Genomic DNA, 19,942 nt, shown 5'->3' with positions numbered 1-19,942 from the left:
TCAATCCCTGCTGCTCTGGAGAGATTGGATGTTGGCGCTCATGGCGTTGAAGCCTCACAAATCTCTCCATTTTCAACGAGGGCTAGAGGCTCTATCCCTTGTGAGGCAGGGGGTCTAGCTATGTTGTCACCCTCTCAGGGAGTTCTGACAAACAGACGAGACGCCGTCCTAACTCGCGATTGGGAACTGGAGACGCCAGTAACCGTTTTCCGAAGCGATGCAGCCACGAGTGAAAAAAGCGATCGCCAGTGCGATCGTCGATTTCCGCTAACAGGCGATCGCGCGTCCATCCCGAGGCTACCCCCTCGAGAACCTGCATTAAAAGCTGTTCGTATCCCGCATCGCTCATCGGCGAGACTTCCGGTTCCGGTGTCGGTTTTGGCGTCGTCGGCGTTGAGAACAGACGATGCAGGAAGTTTTTAAGCCATTGCCAAAATCGTTTCCACATGGCGATCGAACTGTTTCACTGCTTTACAACGCCACGAACGTTGGCAAGATACTGACCGAAAAAGGGAAGTCCGCCGACGGCGGGGAGAAAATACCGCGAGGTACAAAGTAAGCCGAGAGCGGCTCCCGTTTGGGCGTCGAAGAAGGGTTGATAGAACAAAATCAAGGCGGCGTCGCGAGTTCCGACTCCCGCAAAGGTTAAGGGCAACAATCCCGCGAGGATCGCCAGTGGGGATAAAGCTAGGTTGGCCACAAAGGGAACGTTGGCGTTGAGGGCGAAGATAAAAAACCAGATTTGGAGCAGGTGGAGAAACCAAATAAAAATAGAGGTCAGGGCGATTTTTGTCAGTTGTTTTTTATCGCGCCAAAAGTAATCGTGCATTTCGCTCCAAGAAATATGGAGTTTTTCGAGTTTCTTTTTGATATTTTTGGGAGCTATTTTTTTGCCAGTCTTAAAAAAGAAATCGGCGAATTTTTTAGAACCGAGCAATAACAAGCCCAAAATCAACCCAATAAAAACGCCAACTGCCATGACCCAAAATAAAATATCTTGCTTGGAATAAATCGCCAATCCAAAGACGCACCAAAGTAAGAGTGATAGCATATCACAGGACTTTTCAAAGACCACCAAAGATAGAGAAAGCGATCCGCTCAAATAGCCACGATCGCGAATAAAATACGCCTTAGCAATATCTCCCATCTTAGAAGGCAAGACCATATTTAAAACACTCGCGGCAAGGGTAAGTTTGTTGGCTTCCCAAAAACTCAATAATCCCGATCGCGGCATTAACTGTTGAAGTCGCCAACTGGTAATCGCTGTTAGCGGGACGACCATACCCAAACTAATTACCATCCAAACGCGATCGCAGTTTTTAAAAACACCGATCAAACCTTGAAAATCGATTTTAGAATAGATAATCGCCAGAATTCCCAAACTAACGATTATTGAAATCAACCGTTTCATAGAACTTGTCCTAGAACCGAAGACAGAAACCCGACTGATGCAGCCGAACGAAACACAAGACTATTCCACAGCACTTCTCAAAAGCGCTTCCCAAAAGCTTAACCGAAGTTAGGAGTCCGCACGGACGAGCTGCAACGTGCCGCCTCCTTCATCTTTCTTGACGACGGACAGCTCCGTCTCCGACACTGTAAACTCGAATTCCGTGACGTTTCCCGATTCCGGGTTCGTCGCGTAAATCGTATTGCCTTCAACCCGATAGGTTCCTTCGAGATTGCCGATGCGAATTTCTCCGTCTTCTGTCAGTTCCCAGGACAAATCCGCACGCTGTTCGGGAGGCAGATCGGTCAAATCAATTTCTTCTCCATCCGGCGTCACGAACCTGTGGACTTCCCAGCGACCGTACAGCTGGTCTGGAGTCGCGTTATCCGTAGCTTGCGATCGCTCGTTGCCGTCTTCTGCGGAGGTTGCGTTCTCCATCGACTGCGACGTTATCGTGGCCGAATCAGAGCGGTTCTCAGAATTCGAGTTTCCAGATGTCTGACATCCCGTCAACGCACCCGAGGCGAAGACGAGGGCGAGAACGCCTAAGCGGAGACTCAACCTCATAATTGCGGTGATAATAGTAGTATCGATAGCCAATTCGCTGCCTGCGATTCTAACACTCGATTACAGATAGCCGTGTTCGGATAAAAATTCGGGGGAAATTGCCTCCAACTGGCGATCTCGTCCGTTCGGTGTAGGTTTCCCGTGGTGCAGAAACTTCTCGACGTACTTGCCGAGAACGTCGCCTTCGAGGTTGACCCAACTGCCCGGTTGTAATTCCCGTAAGTTGGTTTCGGCGTAGGTGTGGGGAATCACGGCGACAGTAAACCAATTGCTGTCGTCGTCACAATCAGCCACCGTCAAACTGATGCCGTTCACGGCGATGCTACCCTTGGGGACGATGTAGCGAGCGATGCGATCGCGCCACTGGCGTTCTAACGACGGTGGAGCTGTAAACGTCATCTCCCAAGAATTATCCATCAGCACCGACGACTGCAAACACCCGATCCCGTCCACGTGGCCGGTCACGAAATGTCCGCCGAGTTTGCTGCCGACGCGTAACGAGCCTTCGAGGTTGACCGAGGCGGGAGTGGGACTCGGGCGTCCGAGAGTACTGCGGGTCAGGGTTTCCGGCGACACCGACGCCACGAACCCCTGCACTAAGATCGTCTCGACCGTCAAACAAATGCCATCGACGGCAACGCTATCCCCCACGGCCAAATCCCGCGCGATCGCCTCGTAATTAGCGCAGCGATAGCGAATGCGTGCGTAACCGTCAGAGAGAGATTCGAGCGTTCCGAGAGCTTGGACGAGTCCGGTAAACACGGCGACTTCCTAAATCAAAAAGTGAACGAAACCCGAAGACGAGATGGAGTTAATGCCCGCCTCCGAAGCAATTTTAGCGTCCGAACGCAATGGCGGGACTCGTCAACTTTCTTAACCCGAAAGAGCCAGCGATCGAGGTGAATCCCATCGAAGATCGAGGCATACTAAATCTCAGGGATGGCATTCGCGCTCTCCCTGTTCCCCCCCAACCGTATCGAACGAGAGGCTGAATCGATGATTGAGATGAATGTTGCTGGAATAGCCTTAGATGCAGCAACGCGAAGCCCGATCGTGTTGTTGCGAGACGCCGACGAGCGCCGCGCCATCCCGATCTATATCTCCCAAGATCAGGCTAGGTCGATTATCAGTGCCATGGAGAACCATACTCCGCCCCGTCCCATGACGCACGATCTCCTGGTGAACCTGTTGGGAGAATGGAATCTAAAACTCGATCGCGTTATCGTTCACGCCTTAGAAGACAATACCTTTTACGCCGTTTTACAAATGTCCCAGGGGCAGAAGAAAAAAGAAATCGATGCCCGTCCTAGCGACGCGATCGCCATTGCTTTGAGAACGGGGACGCCCATTTGGGTGATGGAGGAAGTGGTGGCCGATGCGTCGATTCCGGTCGATCGCGAAGCCGACGAAGCCGAACGTCAAGCGTTCCGAGAATTTTTGAACGATCTCAGTCCCCAAGAACTGATCGAGCGATCGGGGAAAGGGGGAGAGGCTCAGTACGATTGAGCGGGACACGGATGTCGAATTGAGATCGCACTCTCTCGAGGCGCGAGATCCCGTGAAGAATTGTCGAGTTTGGCGGGGCGAGTCCCTTAGCATAGTTTCGATCGCATGAAATATCGTCGATTCGGTCGCACGAACTTAAAATTGTCAGTGTTTTCCCTCGGGACGATGCGTTACCTCGCCTCGGAGGACAACGCCGTGCAAACGGTTCGCGAGGCAGTCCGTCAGGGCATCAACCACATCGAAACTGCGCGGAGTTACGGAAAAAGCGAGCAGTATCTAGGGGCTGCCCTGAAAGCTGGAGTCGGCGTTCCCCGCCATCAGCTCTATCTCACGACGAAAGTTTTACCCAATGCCGATCGAACCGCGACGGCTCGCGAAATCGACGAATCCTTGAGGCGAACGGACATCGACTACATCGACAACCTGGCGATTCACGGGATTAACACCTGGCAACATCTCGAATGGGTTAAAGCGGCAGACGGGTGTATGGCGGCGGTACGAGAGGCGATCGACGCCGGAAAAGTCCGTCACGTGGGGTTTTCAACTCACGGTTCTCTCGAGCTGATTCTGGCGACGATGGAAACGGGGGCGTTCGACTTCGTCAATCTTCACTATTACCTATTGTTTCAACGTCACGCCCCGGCGATCGAACGGGCGAGTCAGCTCGATATGGGCGTGTTTATTATTTCTCCAGTGGATAAAGGCGGGCGACTGTACGCCCCTTCGGAACGACTGCGACGGTTATGTCAGCCGTTTTCACCCTTGGCGTTGAACTATCGTTTTCTACTGAGCGATCGCCGGGTGACGACGTTGAGTTTGGGAGCGGCCAATCCCAGCGAACTCGAGGAAGCTTTAGAGATGTGCGATCGCACCGATCCCCTCACCGACGAAGAACGCACCGTTCTCGAGCGTCTCGACACTCAACAGACAGAGGTTTTAGGGAGCGATCGCTGTCGTCAGTGTTACCAATGTCTGCCCTGTCCCGAAAACATCCACATTCCCGAAGTCTTGCGCCTGCGGAACCTTTCCCTTGCCTACGACATGACTGAATTTGGCAAATACCGCTATCGAATGTTTGAAAACGCCGGTCATTGGTTCCCCGGACGTAAAGCCAACCGCTGCACCGACTGCGGCGACTGTCTCCCCCGCTGTCCAGAAAACCTCGACATTCCCCAACTCCTAAGAGACACCCACGATCGCCTATACACCCACGAAGGACGGCGTTTGTGGGAAAGTTAGGGAGCTTCTTCAGTGTAGAGGGAAGAGGCAAGAGTGAAGACCGTTTGCCTCATCTCATCACTGGTGACTGGTGACTGGTGACTGCTTTCACTGTTTCACGCCCGTTGTCGCGATACCGCGCACGAATTGGCGTTGTCCGAGGAGAAAGAGGACTAACACGGGAATCGTGGCGATCGCCACGGCGGCCATGAGCAGCGCCCAGTCGTTGGTAAATTGTTCTTGAAACTCCGCCAGGGCTAACTGAACCGTTCTCAGTTCCGGGCGAGTCGTGAAAACGAGCGGCTTGAACAAATCGTTCCATTCCCCGATAAAGGCAAACAGTCCCAGCGCCACTAACGCCGGACGAGACAGGGGAAGCATGACGTGCCAAAGAATCTGCCAGCGATTCGCCCCGTCGAGGGCGGCGGCTTCTTCCAATTCCACCGGAACGGTTACGAAATACTGTCGCATCAAGAAAATCCCGAAGCCGTTCACGGCGGTCGGTAAAATCAACGCCCCGTAAGTATTGAGGAGATGTCCCCATTTCAGCACGAGGAAGACGGGAACCACCAGGAGTTGAAACGGAATCGCCAGAGTCGCCACCACCACCGTTAGCAAGCCGCGACGCCCCCAAAAGCGCAAACGAGCCAGGGCGTAGCCAGCTAAGGCAGAGGTTATCGCTTGAAAGGCGGTAACGGCCAGAGCCACCAAGGTCGAGTTGGCAAACGCTCGCAGGAAGCGACCCCGTTGCCACGCCTGACGGTAGTTGTCCAGAGACCACAATCCGTTGAGATCGAGACTCAACACCGAACCCGAGGGGGCAAAAGAGGCACGCAAGACAATCAGGAGAGGAAACAGGACGATCGCCGCGCCAACGATTAGAAAAAGCAAGTATAAGCCTCGCGATCGATTAAGGAAGTCAATCTTCGAGGTGGTCGGTGATTTTGGCGAAGGCGCGATCGAGGCGGTTGCAGGAGGCTTCGGAGATCGATCGGGCATCGTATTCTCTTAGGAGACTTACAATATCGGTGCGATCGGGCAATTATCGGATCTGGTCAAGTTCCGGTTAAACCCTGTAAAGTAAACATAAGTTGTTTTAACAAAAATGTTACAGGAACGCTTCTCCTGGGTCGAACAAAACTCAGATGGAGTGTCGAGCGGGGTTTTCACCCCCTGACCTGAAACATCCCAGTCCGAGACGGCATTCCGGAATTGACGCGCGATCGGTAATGCAAACTCCCAAACCGTCGGGCAACAGATAAAATTTTAAACGGACGCTCTCTAGCGATTCAGGAATGCCACCAGCCCAACTTCGAGCTATACCTTTTTGTATAGTTTTGCCCCCCACCATCTAAGGATGAGGAGATAGGAAACATATGCCGCAGTTAGAAGCTACCCCTACCATCGATTACCAAAGCGACACCTACAAAGACGCTTACAGCCGCATTAACGCCATCGTGATCGAAGGGGAGAACGAAGCCTACGATAACTTTGTTAAGTTAGCTGAAATGCTGCCGGAGAATAAGGACGAACTGATCTCTCTGGCAAAAATGGAACGCCGTCACGCTAAAGGATTCCAAGCCTGTGGGCGCAACCTGGAAGTGACACCGGATATGGACTTCGCTCGCGAGTTCTTCTCCAAACTGCACGGTAATTTTGAAAAAGCGGCTGAAGAGGGCGATATTGTCACCTGTTTGGTCATTCAAGCGCTCATCATTGAATGCTTTGCGATCTCGGCTTACAACATTTACATTCCCGTTGCCGACGACTTTGCCCGTAAAATTACCGAGGGTGTGGTGAAGGACGAATACACCCACTTGAATTACGGCGAAGAGTGGCTCAAGGCAAATTTCGATGACGTTAAAGAACGCATCGAAACAGCCAACCGCGAAAACTTGCCTTTGGTTTGGAAGATGCTCAACCAAGTCGAGAACGACGCTCGCGTCCTCAAAATGGAGAAAGAAGAACTCATCGAAGATTTCACGATCGCCTACGGTGAAGCCCTCGCTAACGTCGGCTTCAATACTCGCGAGACGGTACGGATGCTCACTCACGGTTTGCGGAGTGCGGCTTAAGTCGTTGCACCTAACTGTTCTCAAGCGAACTTAGCGAGAACGTTTCCATCGCCCGTTTTCGAGCCGAAAGCGGGCGATATCTTGCGAAAAAGATTGAGAAGCATTCTCTCGTATAATAATGTAAAGGTTTATGAACCTGTACTTGTTACCGCATACCGTCTTGCAACCTGAAAGACAGGTTGCCTAAAATCTGCCCATGTTTGGTTTAATCGGTCACCTTACCAATCTAGAACAAGCTCAAACCGTCGCGCGGGATTTGGGATACTCCGGACTCGCCAACCAGGATTTAGAGTTTTGGTGTTCTGCTCCGCCGCAAACCGTCGATAACATTACCGTGACGAGCGTGACGGGTCAAACGATCGAAGGTCGCTATGTCGAATCCTGCTTTTTGCCGGAAATGCTGGCGAACCGTCGTATCAAAGCCGCGACGCGAAAAATCGTCAACGCGATGGCTCACGCGCAAAAAATCGGACTCGATATCACGGCGCTCGGCGGATTTTCCTCGATTGTATTCGAGAATTTCAATTTGAATCAAATTCAGCGGATTCGCAACATCACGCTTGATTTCAAGCGGTTTACGACGGGAAACACGCATACGGCTTACATTATCTGCCGTCAAGTCGAACAAGCTGCCCCGAAACTCGGCATCGAACTGTCGAAAGCGACGGTGGCGGTGGTCGGTGCGACGGGAGACATCGGAAGTGCGGTCTGTCGGTGGCTCAACACGAAAACAGATGTCGCCGACATGATTTTAGTGGCTCGCGATCGCGCTCGGCTGCAAGCGTTGCAAGAAGAACTCGGTCGCGGTAAGGTCATGGGATTGGAGGAGGCTCTACCCCATGCCGACATCGTGGTTTGGGTGGCCAGTTTGCCCAAAGGCATCGAGATCGACTTCGACAGCCTCAAAAAACCCTGTCTGACGATCGACGGGGGCTATCCCAAAAACCTCGACTCGAAACTCAAACATCCCGGTGTCTACGTCCTCAAAGGCGGCATTGTCGAACATTCTCTCGACATTGACTGGCGGATTATGAAGCTGGTTAACATGGACGTACCGACCCGGCAAATGTTTGCTTGTTTTGCCGAGTCGATGCTGCTGGAATTCGAGAAGTGGTACACCAACTTCTCTTGGGGACGAAACCAGATCTCTGTGGAAAAAATGCAGGCGATCGGTGACGTTTCGATCAAACACGGGTTTAAACCGCTTCTGTCTGTTGTAGAGAGCTAGAAGCAATATCGGACAACCCAGCCACTTCCGTTTACTTTTCATTTGCTTGTCCAACCTATGCTGTTAGACTTCGAGAAACCCCTCGTCGAGCTGGAAAAACGAATTCAACAAATCCGAGACATCGCCGACGAAACTCACGTGGATGTCTCGGAGGAAATTCGCCAACTCGAAGAGCGGGCGACGCAACTGCGCCAAGAGATTTTTAGTAGTTTGTCTCCGGCGCAACGGTTGCAACTGGCACGTCACCCCCGACGGCCGAGTACCCTCGATTACATTCAAGCGATCGGCGACGAGTGGATCGAGTTACACGGCGATCGCGGCGGGTCTGACGATCCGGCTCTCGTAGGCGGCATCGCACGGTTGGACGGAATACCGGTGGTGATGCTGGGACACCAGAAAGGACGCGATACGAAAGATAACGTCGCACGAAATTTCGGCATGGCATCTCCAGGCGGTTACCGCAAAGCAATGCGGTTGATGGAACACGCGAACCGTTTTGGGATGCCAATCCTCACGTTTATCGACACGCCGGGGGCTTGGGCGGGTATTGAAGCCGAACACCTCGGCCAAGGCGAAGCCATTGCGTTCAATTTACGGGAAATGTTCGGCCTCGACGTACCGATCGTTTGTACGGTGATCGGTGAAGGGGGTTCGGGCGGTGCTTTGGGTATCGGTGTCGGCGATCGCCTGCTGATGTTCGAACACGCGGTATATACGGTGGCAACACCGGAAGCTTGCGCGGCGATTTTGTGGAAAGATGCCTCGAAAAGCTCTCAAGCTGCCGAAGCCCTCAAAATTACCGCTCGGGATCTCAAGGAGTTAGGCATTCTCGATCGCCTGCTTAGCGAACCCGTTGGCGGCGTTCACAATCAACCCGTCGAAGCGACGGAAATTTTGAAAACGGCGTTGATCGAGGAACTTCGCCATCTCTGTGGCTTGACGCCGGAACAACGACGGACACTTCGATACGAGAAATTTCGCCGTATCGGTGTTTTTTTAGAGGGCGAACCGGATTGAGCGATTGAACTCGGGGAACTTGTGATTTCGATCGCTCGAAATCTCGATCGCGATCGCCCGACCGTCGCGAGATCGATCGCTCGGTGAGGGGTCAAAATCGGTCATACTGGAAATACCGAATTTTGCGCCTAAAACTGATGGTTCCGGAAATACAACTCATTCCAGGGGCGATTTCGCAAATTCTCGTCTCAGTTCGGGATACGGGGGTTCTCACTCGCACGGACTGTTACGGGCTGATGGCTGCTGCTTTAGACGATTCCTTAAACGAAGACGATCGCCGTTCGGTCAATCGGCTCATGCGATCGGTTCGTCAGGGTAAAGTGAAAGTCGTCGACGATTTGTCTCCGAAGCCGTAAATGCGGTGAATCGTTAAATTCCCGCGACGTGATTCTGCGATCGATATTTGAAACTAAATTTTTAGATAACGGGCAACTCGTCGAGTTGTTAGAGTTTCGCTCGATTCAAGTGACTCGAACGACCCGATAAATCTTCGATGTTTTCCCAATAGGGTTAGTTAATTCCTAAAATATTAAAATATAATACAAATACAATATAAAATATATTTTGTGTGATATAGAAGTTCTGTATCGTTATTTAAATCGAATGACAGTTGCAACTTGGATTACCCTGTCTCGAATGCTGGTAATCCCGTTTTTATTGTATTTCTTATCCAATCCAAGCCAGTCCTATCGCTGGATCGGGTTGACAATATTCTTAATTGCAGCCCTCACCGATTGGCTAGATGGCTACGTGGCGCGACGCTTCAATCAAGTGAGCGATTTAGGAAAGTTTCTCGATCCCCTCGTCGATAAACTGTTAGTATTTGCGCCGTTTTTAATCTTAATTGAATGGGGAACTGTTCCCGCTTGGGGTGTATTTTTAATCTTAGCCCGAGAACTGACGATCGCCGGTTGGCGAGTCAACCAAACCACGATTTCCGGGGCGAATTGGTGGGGAAAGGCGAAAACCGTCAGTCAAATTACGGCGATCGCCCTTCTCTTGGCGCCACTCTCAGACTCTTGGACAACCGCCGGACTCATCGTCTTTTGGCTGTCAGTGATGTTAACACTGGTATCTGGTGCGATTTACCTGATTCCGTCCCAACCCGCAGAAAGTTAAACGCCCTCACCCGTTATCCCGTCTGAGGAGTCGCAAACCGTTGAGCGTGACCAATAACGTCGAGCCTTCGTGACCGAGAACCCCCACCGGAAGCGTGATTTCGCCGAAAAAGTTCGCCACCATCAACAAGGCGATCGACGTCAAAGCCAGCGTAATATTTTGTCGGATAATCCGTTGCGATTTCTGGCCGATGTAAATCGCTTGCTCTAACTTCTCCAAGCGATCGGCCATCAACACAATATCCGCCGTTTCCAAGGCGATATCGCTTCCTGCACCTCCCATCGCCACGCCAGCCGAGGCTTGCGCCAACGCCGGAGCGTCGTTGACACCATCTCCCACCATCACCACCGTTCGATACTGTCGCTGTAGCTTTCGGACGACATCGACCTTATCCTCGGGAAGTAAATCCGCATAAATCGCGTTGACGCCGACTGCTTGCGCCACCGTTTGCGCCGTGGCCGCGTTGTCTCCGGTGAGCATGGCGGTAAACGCGACTCCCCGCCGCTGGAGAACCTTCAACAAGTCGGCGGCGTGGGGACGGACGCGATCGACCACAGCCATTAATCCGAGGATTTGCCGATCGCGCACCACCCAAATTACCGTTTTCCCCTGAGTTTCAAGATGCTGGCTTTGGGTGGTTAAAGACGGCTCGATGTCGCTGAACTCCGCCAGCGCAAAGCTTCCTTTCCCCAACTTCACCGGTTTTCCTTCGAGAGAACCGACGATTCCTTGTCCCACTTCCGCTCGTACCTCGATCGCCGAGAATAACGGAATTTCTTCAGCTCGTGCTGCTTGCAAGATCGCTTGACTGAGGGGATGCTCGGAATAGGCTTCGAGAGAGGCTGCAATTTGCAACACTTCCGCTTTTTCGACGTTGGCGGCGGGAACGATATCGCTGACCTGTAACTGACCCGTGGTGAGGGTTCCGGTTTTATCAAAGGCGATCGCGCGGACTTTCCCAATGGTTTCTAACTGCGCTCCGTCTTTAAACAAAATCCCCTGTCGCGCACCGCGAGCGATTCCCGAGAGTAACGTTGGCATCACAGACGCCATCAACGCGCAGGGAGAGGCTACCACCAGAAAAATCAACATTCGGTAAATCGTGGTTTCCCAATCCCACCCCAACACGAGCGGCGGTAACGTTCCGAGGGCGATCGCGCTGAAGACGATAACGCGAGCGTAACCCCGCTCGAACCGCTCTAAAAACTGTTGAGACGGCGGTTGAGTGGTTTTCGCCTGCTCGACTAATTGAATCACGCGCTGAATCAGACTGCTTTCGGGGGATTTGTGCAGTTCCACCGTTAACGCACCGCGACCGTTAATCGTTCCAGCGAACACTTCGTCTCCGAGGGTTTTTTCCACAGGCATCGACTCCCCCGTAATCGGAGCTTGATTGATGGTACTGCTGCCTTCTCGAACGATGCCGTCCGTGGGGAACAGTTCGCCGGGTTTGACACGAATGCGATCGCCGATTTGTAGGGTTTGGGTGGGAACGGTTCGTTCTTCGTGACCTTGTAAAAGTCTCGCCGTATCTGGCGTCAGTTCCATGAGACTGCGAATGTTGCGCTCGGTTCGGTGCATGGCGATACTTTCGAGAGCGCCGCTGACCGCGAAAATTAGAATTAAGACCGCACCATCGACGAGTAAGTAATAGTCTTGCTGCCAAAAGCCTAAAATGGCGGCGCCCAACGCTGCCACGATCATCAGTAAGTCTACGTCCAACTCGCGCTCTTCCCACAGGGTTTCGAGTCCCTCGCGCGCCGAGTCGTAACCGCCGATGGTGTAAGCTGCCAGCAACGTCCACACGCCAAACCCCAGCCAACTTCCGTTGAGTGCGAGCCAACCGACGAGGGTGAGTAGCGCACAAATCGCAGCGGCGATCGCCTCGGGATAGGTTTTCATCCAATGCTGGAGTTTACTGGGCAACACAGACCGACGAATCATCGACACAACCTTTATGTTTCAGTCTGCGTATGGTAAACCTTGACATTAATGTCAAAGTCAAGAGAAGTTTGGGAAAACCATCGAGAGAAAACGAGGCGTCAACTCCCTTGTTTGTCGAAAATGCTGACGATTAAAGAACTCACTCAAGCGGTCGGATGTGGTACGACACCGCGTATGGTGCGCCACTATCATCAAATCGGTTTGTTACCTCAACCGATGCGGTCTGCGAGTAATTATCGCTTGTACGATGAGGCGGACGTGCGACGTTTGCAGCGTATTGTGGCACTGAAGCAACAGGGGTTTCAACTGACGCACATCAAGCAAATTTTGGAAACTCAGCCTGAATCGACTCAAACCGATTCGTTGATGCAGCAGTTACAGAAGCAGTATCAAACGGTGTTGCAGCAATTGGTGAAGTGGCGACAAACGGCGATCGCGCTTGAGGGGTTACTCGGACGAGATAGTTCTTGTCTTTCGACGCAAGTGGAAGCGTTGGCTCAACTTCAGTTGTTGGAAGTCGAAGCGCAAACGGCGAAATCTTTAAGTGAGGAACTTTGGCAATATTTGGATGTTGGGGTTTCGAGTCATCCTGAGAATTTTCAGGAGGCGTTACAGCGGTTGTTACCGGATTTGTCGGAGCGATCGCCGATTGAAGTCGATGTCTTGTCTCACCTGGTTTTAGCTTGTGGAGACGTGAGTTTGGCGGCGTTTATGCGTTTGAGTCCCGATGCGATCGCGGCGGCGAGAAACGCGCTGTCAACGGGGTGTACGGTAATGGCGGACGTTCCGGCGGTGGTGGCGACCCTCGATCGCACTCGTTTGACGCATTTAGGCTGTCAGTGGCGATCGCTGGTGGAGAATCCCCATATTGATAGTGCGGAAGACGCCGAACAACAGTTTTGGCGCGATCGCCAGTTGAAGCAAAGACTTCGGGAGTCGATCGACGGTACGATTTGGGTGGTGGGTTATGCGCCGTCGGTGTTGTTGGCAATTTGCGATGCGATCGAGGCGCAAGTGGGACGACCTGCTCTCGTTATCGGATTACCGATTGGTTTCAGTCACGCGCCTGCGGCTAAACGGCGGTTGATGCAGTTATCGGTACCGTTTGTGACCAGTGAAAGTACGTTTGGCGGGGGATTGCTGGCGGCGATCGCGCTCAATAGATTGGCGGCGTCTTTGATTGAAAAACCGGATTGTCATTGCTATCTTCAGAAAACAAAATCTGAATAACTCATCGACCGTTAGACTGTTTAATTTTTAAAAAAGTCATGCCAAGACGTGTCCAGCCTATGTCAAATTCTGTCATCACTGCGTTGTCCCGCGAACAGCAGGCATTGATAGCAAGCTATCGGGAGAAGTGGACGGCGATCGCAACACAAACTCAACCGATCGATCGAGATAAAGTTGTCGAAATAATTCGAGCGGCTTATGTGGCGAGCAATTATCCCGAACCTGATATTCTTTTCTTCAGTAGTCCTTTTGTCACAATTAAAGAACTTCTATCGATAAATAACTTCAAAAGCCACTTAGGACGAGATATTCATACTAAGTTTTTCAAGAGGGTTTTAGAGCATCTTCTTCATTTAATGCAAAGACAGTTGGAAACTTTGCTCTTCTGTAGATTGAGTGACCAAATTGCACATCCAGACTTTCCTAATCATCTCGATCGCAATAACAATCCAAAGACTTTTCAGTTTCCAATGGGGATCGAGCGCTGTGTTGAACTTCAACTAGCTAAGGATTTCGATGAAACAGAAACAGACTATTCAGATCTTTCAAAGTTACTACAGGCGATGACCAGACCTGCTGGTTGGCTTACATGGGGCTGTATGCTGGACTTCTGCATATCAGCTCTCAACATACAGCACGATCGCCAAAAATGGAAAGTGGTTAGGGAATCGATCGAACACTGTGATTTTATCTTCCAGTTTGAGAATGTTTGCGCGGTTTGCGAACGACCCAATCGGCTGTTATTTGATTCCAAAAATCATCTTCATGCAGAAGGAAAGCCAGCTTTAGAATTTGCAGATGGTTATCAAGTTTATGCTTATCATGGAGGAAATCGATCTGAATAATAAGTGTGATGTCAGAATGACAGTTTAAACAGGTTTTTATGATTCTAAAAATGTCGAAATTCTAATTTTCGACTTCATAGATTTAATTGAACCAATCTTTTAATAGATCGTTAAATTTTGTTCTTGTAACTTTAGAAAAATCTAATGCATAAAATCAAACTAATGACTGATTATGGGAGTTTTCCACTGTGGGGTTATGGCTCATTACACTATAATTTAAGCCCGAAAGACTTACCACTATCTGAGGAGTTGAAACAAGCCTTATTGGAATGGGCTGAGGTCTATGATAACACAATTGACATGGACGATCCTTGCTCTGCAGGCTTTCAAATAAAAGAAGAGGAAGAAAGGTTTGAAAAAAGAGGACTAGAGCTTTGGGAATGGTTACAACACGAATTGGGAGAAGATTATTTGGTGGAGTATTTTAGCCAGACTAAAAATAGAACATTAGATAGTTAAATTAGTCCTTAGATTCGATTGCTTGTATACTGAGCTTTTAATGCAAAAGCTTAATATTTTCCGAACGCAAAAGTGAGATGCACCCATTATCACTGCTATCTTCAGAAAACGAAATCTGACGTTCCGTAGAAACCTTATTTGCAAACGGTTGTCGCGCGATCGCCTAAATGTAGGTTTAGAAAGGAAAATTCGCCGATTCAAAAATCTGACTGAGCCATGCAATCGCACGGTCTTTAAAAAAGACTGCGAGCAAGCCACACGCAATCGGAACAGCAATGGCTACCGCGAGTCTCCAGGTTTCGACTGCTGCTAAACTGCCATAGGTCATGTCTACAGATAGCGAGAGGTAAGCAAAGATAAGAATACCGCTCAAACTAGCGCCCAGAAAGAAGTTCTTCACTGGATTAGAATTTTGTTTTTGGGTTCCTTCAGAGTCTGATGATTTTTGAGAAGGCATTGACTGAACTCCTACGTTATTTTTTTCTTAAGTTTAGGTCACTCTTGTCAAATTGTCGCTTTTAAAGACGAATGGATTCGACTGAGCGATCCCGAAGGTCTTTTATGTTATAACGTGATTTTATCGACACTGCTCGAGAAATTAGAAGATTGCGCTGAATTTCGATAAAACTCGCTCATTCAAACGTTTTGCACGCTAACGTGACTTTTTAAGTGCGATCGTGTTGTAATCGAGATCGCGTCAAAAAAGCCATCTGTAAAAACTTGCAAGATTGCGATCGCAATCTACGTAAAATCAAGGAAGTACGAACAGTAAGACAGTCAAAATACAGTTAAAACTCAGTAATTTAATCTAAGTTTACTCAAAAAACAGTAAATTCTCGATATCAGGATTGCGCCTTTCGATCTATACTTTCAATTAAAGTTTGAATGAAGTGAAAAATTTGAGGTCTGTTCGATCGGCAACTGGGTACTCGATCGAAAACCTTGCGACCTTCAATTGAGGGAATAGAGGCTCTTCGGAGTTTAGGGTGACAGAAAAACTAACTTCACGAGATTTCAAGGGTTTTGGCTCTCGAATTTTCAATTTTTTGTATCATGCTATACATTTATAACCACAAACTCCGAAGACCCGGAATAGAGGGTATTGGATACGCTTTGAATTTCAATGCTGGAAAACCCTGAAAACGGCTCGATTTTTCAACTGGTCGATCGAACTGGAGAAATCTACCATGTTTCTATGGCATCGACTGAGACTCCGTAACTGGCAGCGTAACAGCATTCATCTTCGTGACGCTCTCAAGTCATTGTCGAATGTCATCCCCCCGATCTCGATTTTGCTCTTCGTACTGGGTTTTGTCCTCTGGGGCAATATTCCCTCTGTACTTTCAGCTCGGGATCTTCTCAATGAAGGGCAAGAAACGCTCGAAACTTGTTGTACTGAAGCCGTAGAGAACATGGAAGCTGTTATTAGCGATACTACTCCCATTGTCATTCCCATTCAAGGAAATCGATCGTCACTGTTTATTCCTTTCGGATTTGGTATCCGTATTACGAATAATAGTTCGACCGTATTTCAAGCTCCAAACATCGATCGAGAATCCGAAACACGATGAATATTACGTACTGAGAAAACCATAGAAAATATGTAGAAAGGGACAGTTTATTTACCTTTTGTTCAGCTAAATTTTGTTGCAGGATAAGATGTCCAGAAGGAGATTTATGAATCGATTTCAACAACTTCAAAAATACTGGATTTTAGGATTTATATCTATTACTGTAAGAGGTACATATTTCGTGCGAAATGCCAGTGCAGAATTTTCTGAAAACATTCGCAAAGTGACCTCGATCGAGTCGTTAAAATTAGCTCAAGTCGATCTTTCTAGAGACTGTCCTGAAATCGAACTTAATGAAGACTCATATACAATCCGCTTTCTACAAAACACATTTCGGAATGGAATTGGAACTTGGAATCCTTTTTTTGGAGTTGAAAGTCAAGTCGGTTGCTATCGGCTAAACGGTAACGAGCAAGGACAAGTTACGCTACGAGATATTGAATCTGAAGAAGTAGTTTGGATGTTTCAAATGGAGGAAAGAATTCCCATTCGCCATGTATTTTTGTTAGATGGAGGTCGGACAGCAGCAGCAGCACAGAAAGATCGTACAGTTTTTTGGGATCTAGAAACTGGTCGGGAAATTTATAGACTCAACGAGCGAGTTTATGGCTTTCCTGAAGACCGAACTAAGTTTTTATCAGTTGCGTATCGAAGTCAAGAGATTGATGTCTATGCTTACCCCGATTTCAGACGAATTTGTCGCTTAGAACACACGACACCAAAAGTAGGTGGTATACAAGGTTTGATTTTTTCTCCAAATGGTCAGTTTGTCGTTATCGGTTTATCTTCTTATAGACCTTTAAGCGATGAAAGTTATTCAGGAAGTCACGGTTATTATCGAGGAATAGCATCTATAAAACTCTTCGATCTCGATCGATGTCAAGAAGTTTCGGAATTTAATCGATTAAGAATTGGTGGAGCTGGGGAATTTTCTTCAGATTCTCAATATTACGAGGTATTCAGAGATGAAGTTATCGAAGTTGAAAATCGACGCTTTAAAAGAGGTCAGCGTTTTAATCTAGAAACCTATGAAGTCGAACCAGTCATATTAGAGATTGAATCGAGAAGTTAAAAAATCATGTTAATGACTATATTTCATAAATTTAAAAAATATTTGATTTTTTGGATATTGGCTGCGATCGCTTTATCGATTGTATTGCTATATCCCACTCGTCAAAAATCAGCAGCAATAGAAAAGACAGAACTTCGAGACAAAATCAATTCAGTTGACTTCATGTCTATAAGTGAAAACAAAGCTCAACAAGAAGGAATAAATTTAGATTTAGAGTTTGAAGAAGATGCTTCAGATTTTCTGATTTTACCAATTCCACCTCAAGAGAGTGAATTCATATATCCAAGCTCTTTGTCGCTTAGAGTTCGGTTAACCAACAATACATCAAAACCTATTTGTCCGGACTGGAGTACACTTGTCCCCGAACTCATCAGTCCTGATGGCAAAGCTTTGCCATTACAAGGACAAATTACTGAACCCAACTGTAGTGAAGAAAATTTTTGTCCCCTACTGGAATCTGGTTCGAGTACCAGCTTTTGGATGCAGATAGTTCTATCTTGGAAAAACGATCGAGTTCAACTTGAAATTCCTCAAAGTCATGCCTCTTTTCAACCCATCGAACTGGGAACCTATCAGATTCGTTTGACCTATCGTAGTTCTGGAGCAACCACGTTGTGCCTAGATCCCTACTTTCACGATCCCACTGAAGCGTTATCAATTAGAAAGATAGATGAAACAGGAATAGGTCTAGATAGTACGAATTTATTGCCCATTCATATTGTTGAACCTATTTCTCGTGATGGTAATGTAGTTGAATTAGATGGTGTTAAATTTGAAACAATTATACCGGAAACAACTTGGAAAATCCCAAATAGAACCTCTGAAATGAGATTTCCTGTTAAGCTAGGACTTCGCATTAACAATCAAAAACAACAAATTGTTCGTTTTACACAGTACGATACTCTTTCACCACAGATGGTAGATCCTAATGGTCAAATTTTACAGCTAAAAGGATCTAGAAATAGGAGTTCTCCTCCTACGGTTTCTGATTGTCCTCTACTTCATCCTGAAAAGAGTGTAACGTTTGTTTTAGATGGAGAACTTTCTTGGCAAAACAATAAGCTTCAACTCAGATGGTCTGATGGATTTGGAGGAATCTGGTTTTTTGACGATCTTAAACCTAGTACATACACAATTCGGATTGACTATGCCGCCAGCACGAAACCTTTATCAATGTATGACCTTAAAATTGGTACATTTAGACCTGTTACACAGCTTTGGAGGAGTGCTTTAAACACGAACTTCATAAAGATCCGTCTAACTCAAACTAACTGATGCAAAATATGGAGCCAAAAAAAATGAAGCTGAATTACTGGATGGTCTTTATTACAAGTTTACTGTTGACCATAATGGAGCAGAAGACTTTTGCCTTTTCCATTAGATTTGCTTCTAATGGCACTTACAAATCCCTAGAGCCATATGGCACATTGGATGGGGATGGCACATTGAATGGGGATGGTATTGTACAGCTATCTTCACCTCTAATAATGAACACCTCTGAAACAAATTATTTTTTAGAAAGGCTTAGTATTGCTTTTCCCAGTTGGGATTTTGAAAAAAGCGATAATGACTTAATCGGAAGCTTTGATATTTGGGAATACTACACAGATGTTAATGATTTTCGCCATCCAGGACAAGACTATATAGGATCTCAAATTAAAATTCGTTACACTCCAGGTTATGGAGACCCAACCCCAGCAGAGAACCAACTTCATTGGATACAACGGGTGATTAGTAACCATAGCTCTGCCACTGGTGTACATGGTGATGACGAAGATGTTATTGATGTTTCTTCGGGACAAACCAACCCATTTTACGATCTTATTCCTAACATCAGTTTTACAGATGAAGATGATTTTGCTGATGGACCTAAACGTCCCGATCTTCAGAACAATCACGTCTGGTTAGGAGAACTTTTTCTAGTGGAAATTCCCGATCGAAGCCAACCTAAAAAAGTTACGGTTTATAATGGAATTTCATGGGGGTGGAGAAATATCTATGCTGCTTCAAATATAAGCTGTACTTTTGAAGATAATGTAGTTCAAAATAACGAACCAATTTTGAGCTCTGGTAGTGGCGGTGGTGGATTTGATAAAAATGAATGTGACAACACACAGCCGAAAGATAAAGAGGGGCAAACTCAGGAAAATCCCATATTAGAAAATGGAAGTTTGGAAGACTGGAAATACTTTTTGAATGCTCCCAGTAATCGTTGGTTCGATCCCCCAACTCGCTTTGGCTTCGAGTTTCAGTCTATAGACAATACCCTCTTCACCGACATTTTAGACTTTCCTCTCGGTCTCGACGCAGACGATCGATTTACAGTTTCTGTTGGAGAAATGCTCCTGGGTGAATTTTCCCCCGGCGATCGCGTGAACTTCGTCGAACTATTGGGAGAAGGGGTGTCGAGTTTCAAAATAACCGGAATTGACTCGTTGCTCGGCTCCGATAAAGCCACAGATATTCCGTTCAAACTCGCTTTCAACGATGACTACGGTAGTTTTCGGCTTCGAGCCTTTGACTTACCCGAAACCCCCAATCCCGAATCGGTTCCCGAACCCACTTCAGTTTTCAGCCTCCTTGCATTCGGACTTTTAAGCTGGAAAGGGAAACGCCGACACCGATAAGCTAGAGGCTTCCT

21 protein-coding genes and 1 pseudogene are annotated in these 19,942 nt (G+C 48.0%); 14 read left to right on the top strand and 8 right to left on the bottom strand.

Annotated elements, in window-relative coordinates; genetic code table 11:
- Positions 1 to 118 (top strand): annotated as a pseudogene (locus POG22_RS15710) (IS4 family transposase); the annotation flags it as partial.
- On the opposite strand, the gene POG22_RS15705 reads toward POG22_RS15710, so the two are convergent.
- The 4 genes from POG22_RS15705 to ribE form a co-directional block, all read right to left on the bottom strand.
- Positions 119 to 448, bottom strand: coding sequence for a hypothetical protein (locus tag POG22_RS15705; protein WP_498906299.1), 330 nt, complete (start codon positions 446 to 448; stop codon positions 119 to 121).
- A gap of 15 nt (positions 449 to 463) precedes the next feature.
- A complete protein-coding gene (locus tag POG22_RS15700) occupies positions 464 to 1,411 on the bottom strand; it encodes a lysylphosphatidylglycerol synthase transmembrane domain-containing protein (protein WP_498906297.1) in 948 nt (315 codons plus the stop codon).
- Positions 1,412 to 1,519: 108 nt separating this feature from the next.
- Positions 1,520 to 2,017 carry a hypothetical protein gene (locus POG22_RS15695; protein WP_498906296.1) on the bottom strand — a complete coding sequence of 166 codons (498 nt, stop codon included), beginning with the start codon at positions 2,015 to 2,017 and terminating at the stop codon, positions 1,520 to 1,522.
- Between the two features lie 60 nt (positions 2,018 to 2,077).
- Positions 2,078 to 2,779: a riboflavin synthase gene (gene ribE, locus POG22_RS15690; RefSeq protein WP_498906294.1), complete on the bottom strand. Its 702-nt coding sequence runs from the start codon at positions 2,777 to 2,779 to the stop codon at positions 2,078 to 2,080.
- Between the two features lie 234 nt (positions 2,780 to 3,013).
- On the opposite strand from ribE, the gene POG22_RS15685 reads away from it, so the two are divergent.
- A complete protein-coding gene (locus POG22_RS15685; RefSeq protein ID WP_026097410.1) occupies positions 3,014 to 3,523 on the top strand; it encodes a bifunctional nuclease family protein in 510 nt (169 codons plus the stop codon).
- Positions 3,524 to 3,628: 105 nt separating this feature from the next.
- The gene (locus POG22_RS15680; RefSeq protein WP_498906292.1) at positions 3,629 to 4,762 is read left to right on the top strand and encodes an aldo/keto reductase; all 1,134 of its coding nucleotides are present in this window, start codon (positions 3,629 to 3,631) and stop codon (positions 4,760 to 4,762) included.
- A gap of 87 nt (positions 4,763 to 4,849) precedes the next feature.
- Here the strand turns inward: POG22_RS15680 and POG22_RS15675 are convergent, their stop codons facing one another.
- Together POG22_RS15675 and POG22_RS15670 are read right to left on the bottom strand one after the other, a co-directional pair.
- The gene (locus POG22_RS15675; RefSeq protein WP_190288554.1) at positions 4,850 to 5,632 is read right to left on the bottom strand and encodes a carbohydrate ABC transporter permease; all 783 of its coding nucleotides are present in this window, start codon (positions 5,630 to 5,632) and stop codon (positions 4,850 to 4,852) included.
- Positions 5,633 to 5,660: 28 nt separating this feature from the next.
- On the bottom strand, positions 5,661 to 5,783 hold the full coding sequence (locus POG22_RS15670) for a hypothetical protein (protein WP_017659188.1): 123 nt from the start codon (positions 5,781 to 5,783) through the stop codon (positions 5,661 to 5,663).
- A gap of 334 nt (positions 5,784 to 6,117) precedes the next feature.
- Here POG22_RS15670 and POG22_RS15665 point away from each other — a divergent pair, with 334 nt between their 5' ends.
- From POG22_RS15665 to pgsA, 5 genes are all read left to right on the top strand, one after another.
- On the top strand, positions 6,118 to 6,816 hold the full coding sequence (locus POG22_RS15665) for an aldehyde oxygenase (deformylating) (RefSeq protein WP_063716538.1): 699 nt from the start codon (positions 6,118 to 6,120) through the stop codon (positions 6,814 to 6,816).
- A 196-nt stretch (positions 6,817 to 7,012) separates the two neighbouring features.
- Positions 7,013 to 8,044: a long-chain acyl-[acyl-carrier-protein] reductase gene (locus tag POG22_RS15660; RefSeq protein WP_063716537.1), complete on the top strand. Its 1,032-nt coding sequence runs from the start codon at positions 7,013 to 7,015 to the stop codon at positions 8,042 to 8,044.
- Between the two features lie 57 nt (positions 8,045 to 8,101).
- Positions 8,102 to 9,061, top strand: a complete 960-nt coding sequence (gene accA / locus POG22_RS15655) for an acetyl-CoA carboxylase carboxyl transferase subunit alpha (RefSeq protein WP_063716536.1) — start codon at positions 8,102 to 8,104, stop codon at positions 9,059 to 9,061.
- 137 nt (positions 9,062 to 9,198) lie between these two features.
- A complete protein-coding gene (locus tag POG22_RS15650) occupies positions 9,199 to 9,417 on the top strand; it encodes a hypothetical protein (protein ID WP_026097412.1) in 219 nt (72 codons plus the stop codon).
- Between the two features lie 247 nt (positions 9,418 to 9,664).
- Positions 9,665 to 10,180 carry a CDP-diacylglycerol--glycerol-3-phosphate 3-phosphatidyltransferase gene (gene pgsA, locus POG22_RS15645; protein ID WP_498906288.1) on the top strand — a complete coding sequence of 172 codons (516 nt, stop codon included), beginning with the start codon at positions 9,665 to 9,667 and terminating at the stop codon, positions 10,178 to 10,180.
- Positions 10,181 to 10,186: 6 nt separating this feature from the next.
- Here the strand turns inward: pgsA and POG22_RS15640 are convergent, their stop codons facing one another.
- A complete protein-coding gene (locus POG22_RS15640; RefSeq protein WP_498906287.1) occupies positions 10,187 to 12,124 on the bottom strand; it encodes a heavy metal translocating P-type ATPase in 1,938 nt (645 codons plus the stop codon).
- A 120-nt stretch (positions 12,125 to 12,244) separates the two neighbouring features.
- Here POG22_RS15640 and POG22_RS15635 point away from each other — a divergent pair, with 120 nt between their 5' ends.
- The 3 genes from POG22_RS15635 to POG22_RS15625 all read left to right on the top strand — a co-directional run bounded on the left by POG22_RS15635 (position 12,245) and on the right by POG22_RS15625 (position 14,658).
- A complete protein-coding gene (locus tag POG22_RS15635) occupies positions 12,245 to 13,354 on the top strand; it encodes a precorrin-8X methylmutase (protein WP_498906286.1) in 1,110 nt (369 codons plus the stop codon).
- A 59-nt stretch (positions 13,355 to 13,413) separates the two neighbouring features.
- Positions 13,414 to 14,199, top strand: a complete 786-nt coding sequence (locus POG22_RS15630; RefSeq protein ID WP_498906285.1) for a DUF6745 domain-containing protein — start codon at positions 13,414 to 13,416, stop codon at positions 14,197 to 14,199.
- 144 nt (positions 14,200 to 14,343) lie between these two features.
- The gene (locus POG22_RS15625) at positions 14,344 to 14,658 is read left to right on the top strand and encodes an immunity protein CdiI family protein (protein ID WP_498906284.1); all 315 of its coding nucleotides are present in this window, start codon (positions 14,344 to 14,346) and stop codon (positions 14,656 to 14,658) included.
- A gap of 175 nt (positions 14,659 to 14,833) precedes the next feature.
- Here the strand turns inward: POG22_RS15625 and POG22_RS15620 are convergent, their stop codons facing one another.
- Positions 14,834 to 15,115 carry a hypothetical protein gene (locus tag POG22_RS15620; RefSeq protein ID WP_498906283.1) on the bottom strand — a complete coding sequence of 94 codons (282 nt, stop codon included), beginning with the start codon at positions 15,113 to 15,115 and terminating at the stop codon, positions 14,834 to 14,836.
- Positions 15,116 to 16,335: 1,220 nt separating this feature from the next.
- Between POG22_RS15620 and POG22_RS15615 the strand changes: the two genes are divergently transcribed.
- From POG22_RS15615 to POG22_RS15605, 3 genes are read left to right on the top strand one after another with little or no spacing between them, the layout of a single operon-like run.
- Positions 16,336 to 17,301: a WD40 repeat domain-containing protein gene (locus POG22_RS15615; protein WP_498906281.1), complete on the top strand. Its 966-nt coding sequence runs from the start codon at positions 16,336 to 16,338 to the stop codon at positions 17,299 to 17,301.
- Positions 17,302 to 17,307: 6 nt separating this feature from the next.
- Positions 17,308 to 18,576, top strand: a complete 1,269-nt coding sequence (locus tag POG22_RS15610; protein ID WP_498906279.1) for a hypothetical protein — start codon at positions 17,308 to 17,310, stop codon at positions 18,574 to 18,576.
- Positions 18,576 to 19,928: a hypothetical protein gene (locus POG22_RS15605; protein ID WP_498906277.1), complete on the top strand. Its 1,353-nt coding sequence runs from the start codon at positions 18,576 to 18,578 to the stop codon at positions 19,926 to 19,928. Before POG22_RS15610 ends, POG22_RS15605 begins: the two co-directional genes overlap by 1 nt.
- The last annotated feature ends 14 nt before the right edge of the window (positions 19,929 to 19,942 follow it).

The sequence above is a fragment of the Geitlerinema sp. CS-897 genome (assembly GCF_028368005.1).
GTDB lineage: Bacteria > Cyanobacteriota > Cyanobacteriia > Cyanobacteriales > Geitlerinemataceae > Baaleninema > Baaleninema simplex.
The sequence above is the reverse complement of the archived record's forward strand: the minus strand, read 5'-3'. Positions and strand labels throughout refer to the sequence as shown.

Coding starts and splice junctions, on each gene's coding strand:
- POG22_RS15635 (WP_498906286.1), top strand. CDS start 12,245: ATGCTGACGATTAAAGAACTCACTCAAGCGGTCGGATGTGGTACGACA.
- accA (WP_063716536.1), top strand. CDS start 8,102: ATGCTGTTAGACTTCGAGAAACCCCTCGTCGAGCTGGAAAAACGAATT.
- POG22_RS15695 (WP_498906296.1), bottom strand. CDS start 2,017: ATGAGGTTGAGTCTCCGCTTAGGCGTTCTCGCCCTCGTCTTCGCCTCG.
- POG22_RS15685 (WP_026097410.1), top strand. CDS start 3,014: ATGATTGAGATGAATGTTGCTGGAATAGCCTTAGATGCAGCAACGCGA.
- POG22_RS15650 (WP_026097412.1), top strand. CDS start 9,199: ATGGTTCCGGAAATACAACTCATTCCAGGGGCGATTTCGCAAATTCTC.
- POG22_RS15605 (WP_498906277.1), top strand. CDS start 18,576: ATGCAAAATATGGAGCCAAAAAAAATGAAGCTGAATTACTGGATGGTC.
- POG22_RS15680 (WP_498906292.1), top strand. CDS start 3,629: ATGAAATATCGTCGATTCGGTCGCACGAACTTAAAATTGTCAGTGTTT.
- POG22_RS15665 (WP_063716538.1), top strand. CDS start 6,118: ATGCCGCAGTTAGAAGCTACCCCTACCATCGATTACCAAAGCGACACC.
- POG22_RS15625 (WP_498906284.1), top strand. CDS start 14,344: ATGCATAAAATCAAACTAATGACTGATTATGGGAGTTTTCCACTGTGG.
- POG22_RS15610 (WP_498906279.1), top strand. CDS start 17,308: ATGTTAATGACTATATTTCATAAATTTAAAAAATATTTGATTTTTTGG.
- POG22_RS15630 (WP_498906285.1), top strand. CDS start 13,414: ATGTCAAATTCTGTCATCACTGCGTTGTCCCGCGAACAGCAGGCATTG.
- POG22_RS15640 (WP_498906287.1), bottom strand. CDS start 12,124: ATGATTCGTCGGTCTGTGTTGCCCAGTAAACTCCAGCATTGGATGAAA.
- POG22_RS15620 (WP_498906283.1), bottom strand. CDS start 15,115: ATGCCTTCTCAAAAATCATCAGACTCTGAAGGAACCCAAAAACAAAAT.
- POG22_RS15615 (WP_498906281.1), top strand. CDS start 16,336: ATGAATCGATTTCAACAACTTCAAAAATACTGGATTTTAGGATTTATA.
- pgsA (WP_498906288.1), top strand. CDS start 9,665: ATGACAGTTGCAACTTGGATTACCCTGTCTCGAATGCTGGTAATCCCG.
- POG22_RS15705 (WP_498906299.1), bottom strand. CDS start 448: ATGTGGAAACGATTTTGGCAATGGCTTAAAAACTTCCTGCATCGTCTG.
- POG22_RS15700 (WP_498906297.1), bottom strand. CDS start 1,411: ATGAAACGGTTGATTTCAATAATCGTTAGTTTGGGAATTCTGGCGATT.
- POG22_RS15660 (WP_063716537.1), top strand. CDS start 7,013: ATGTTTGGTTTAATCGGTCACCTTACCAATCTAGAACAAGCTCAAACC.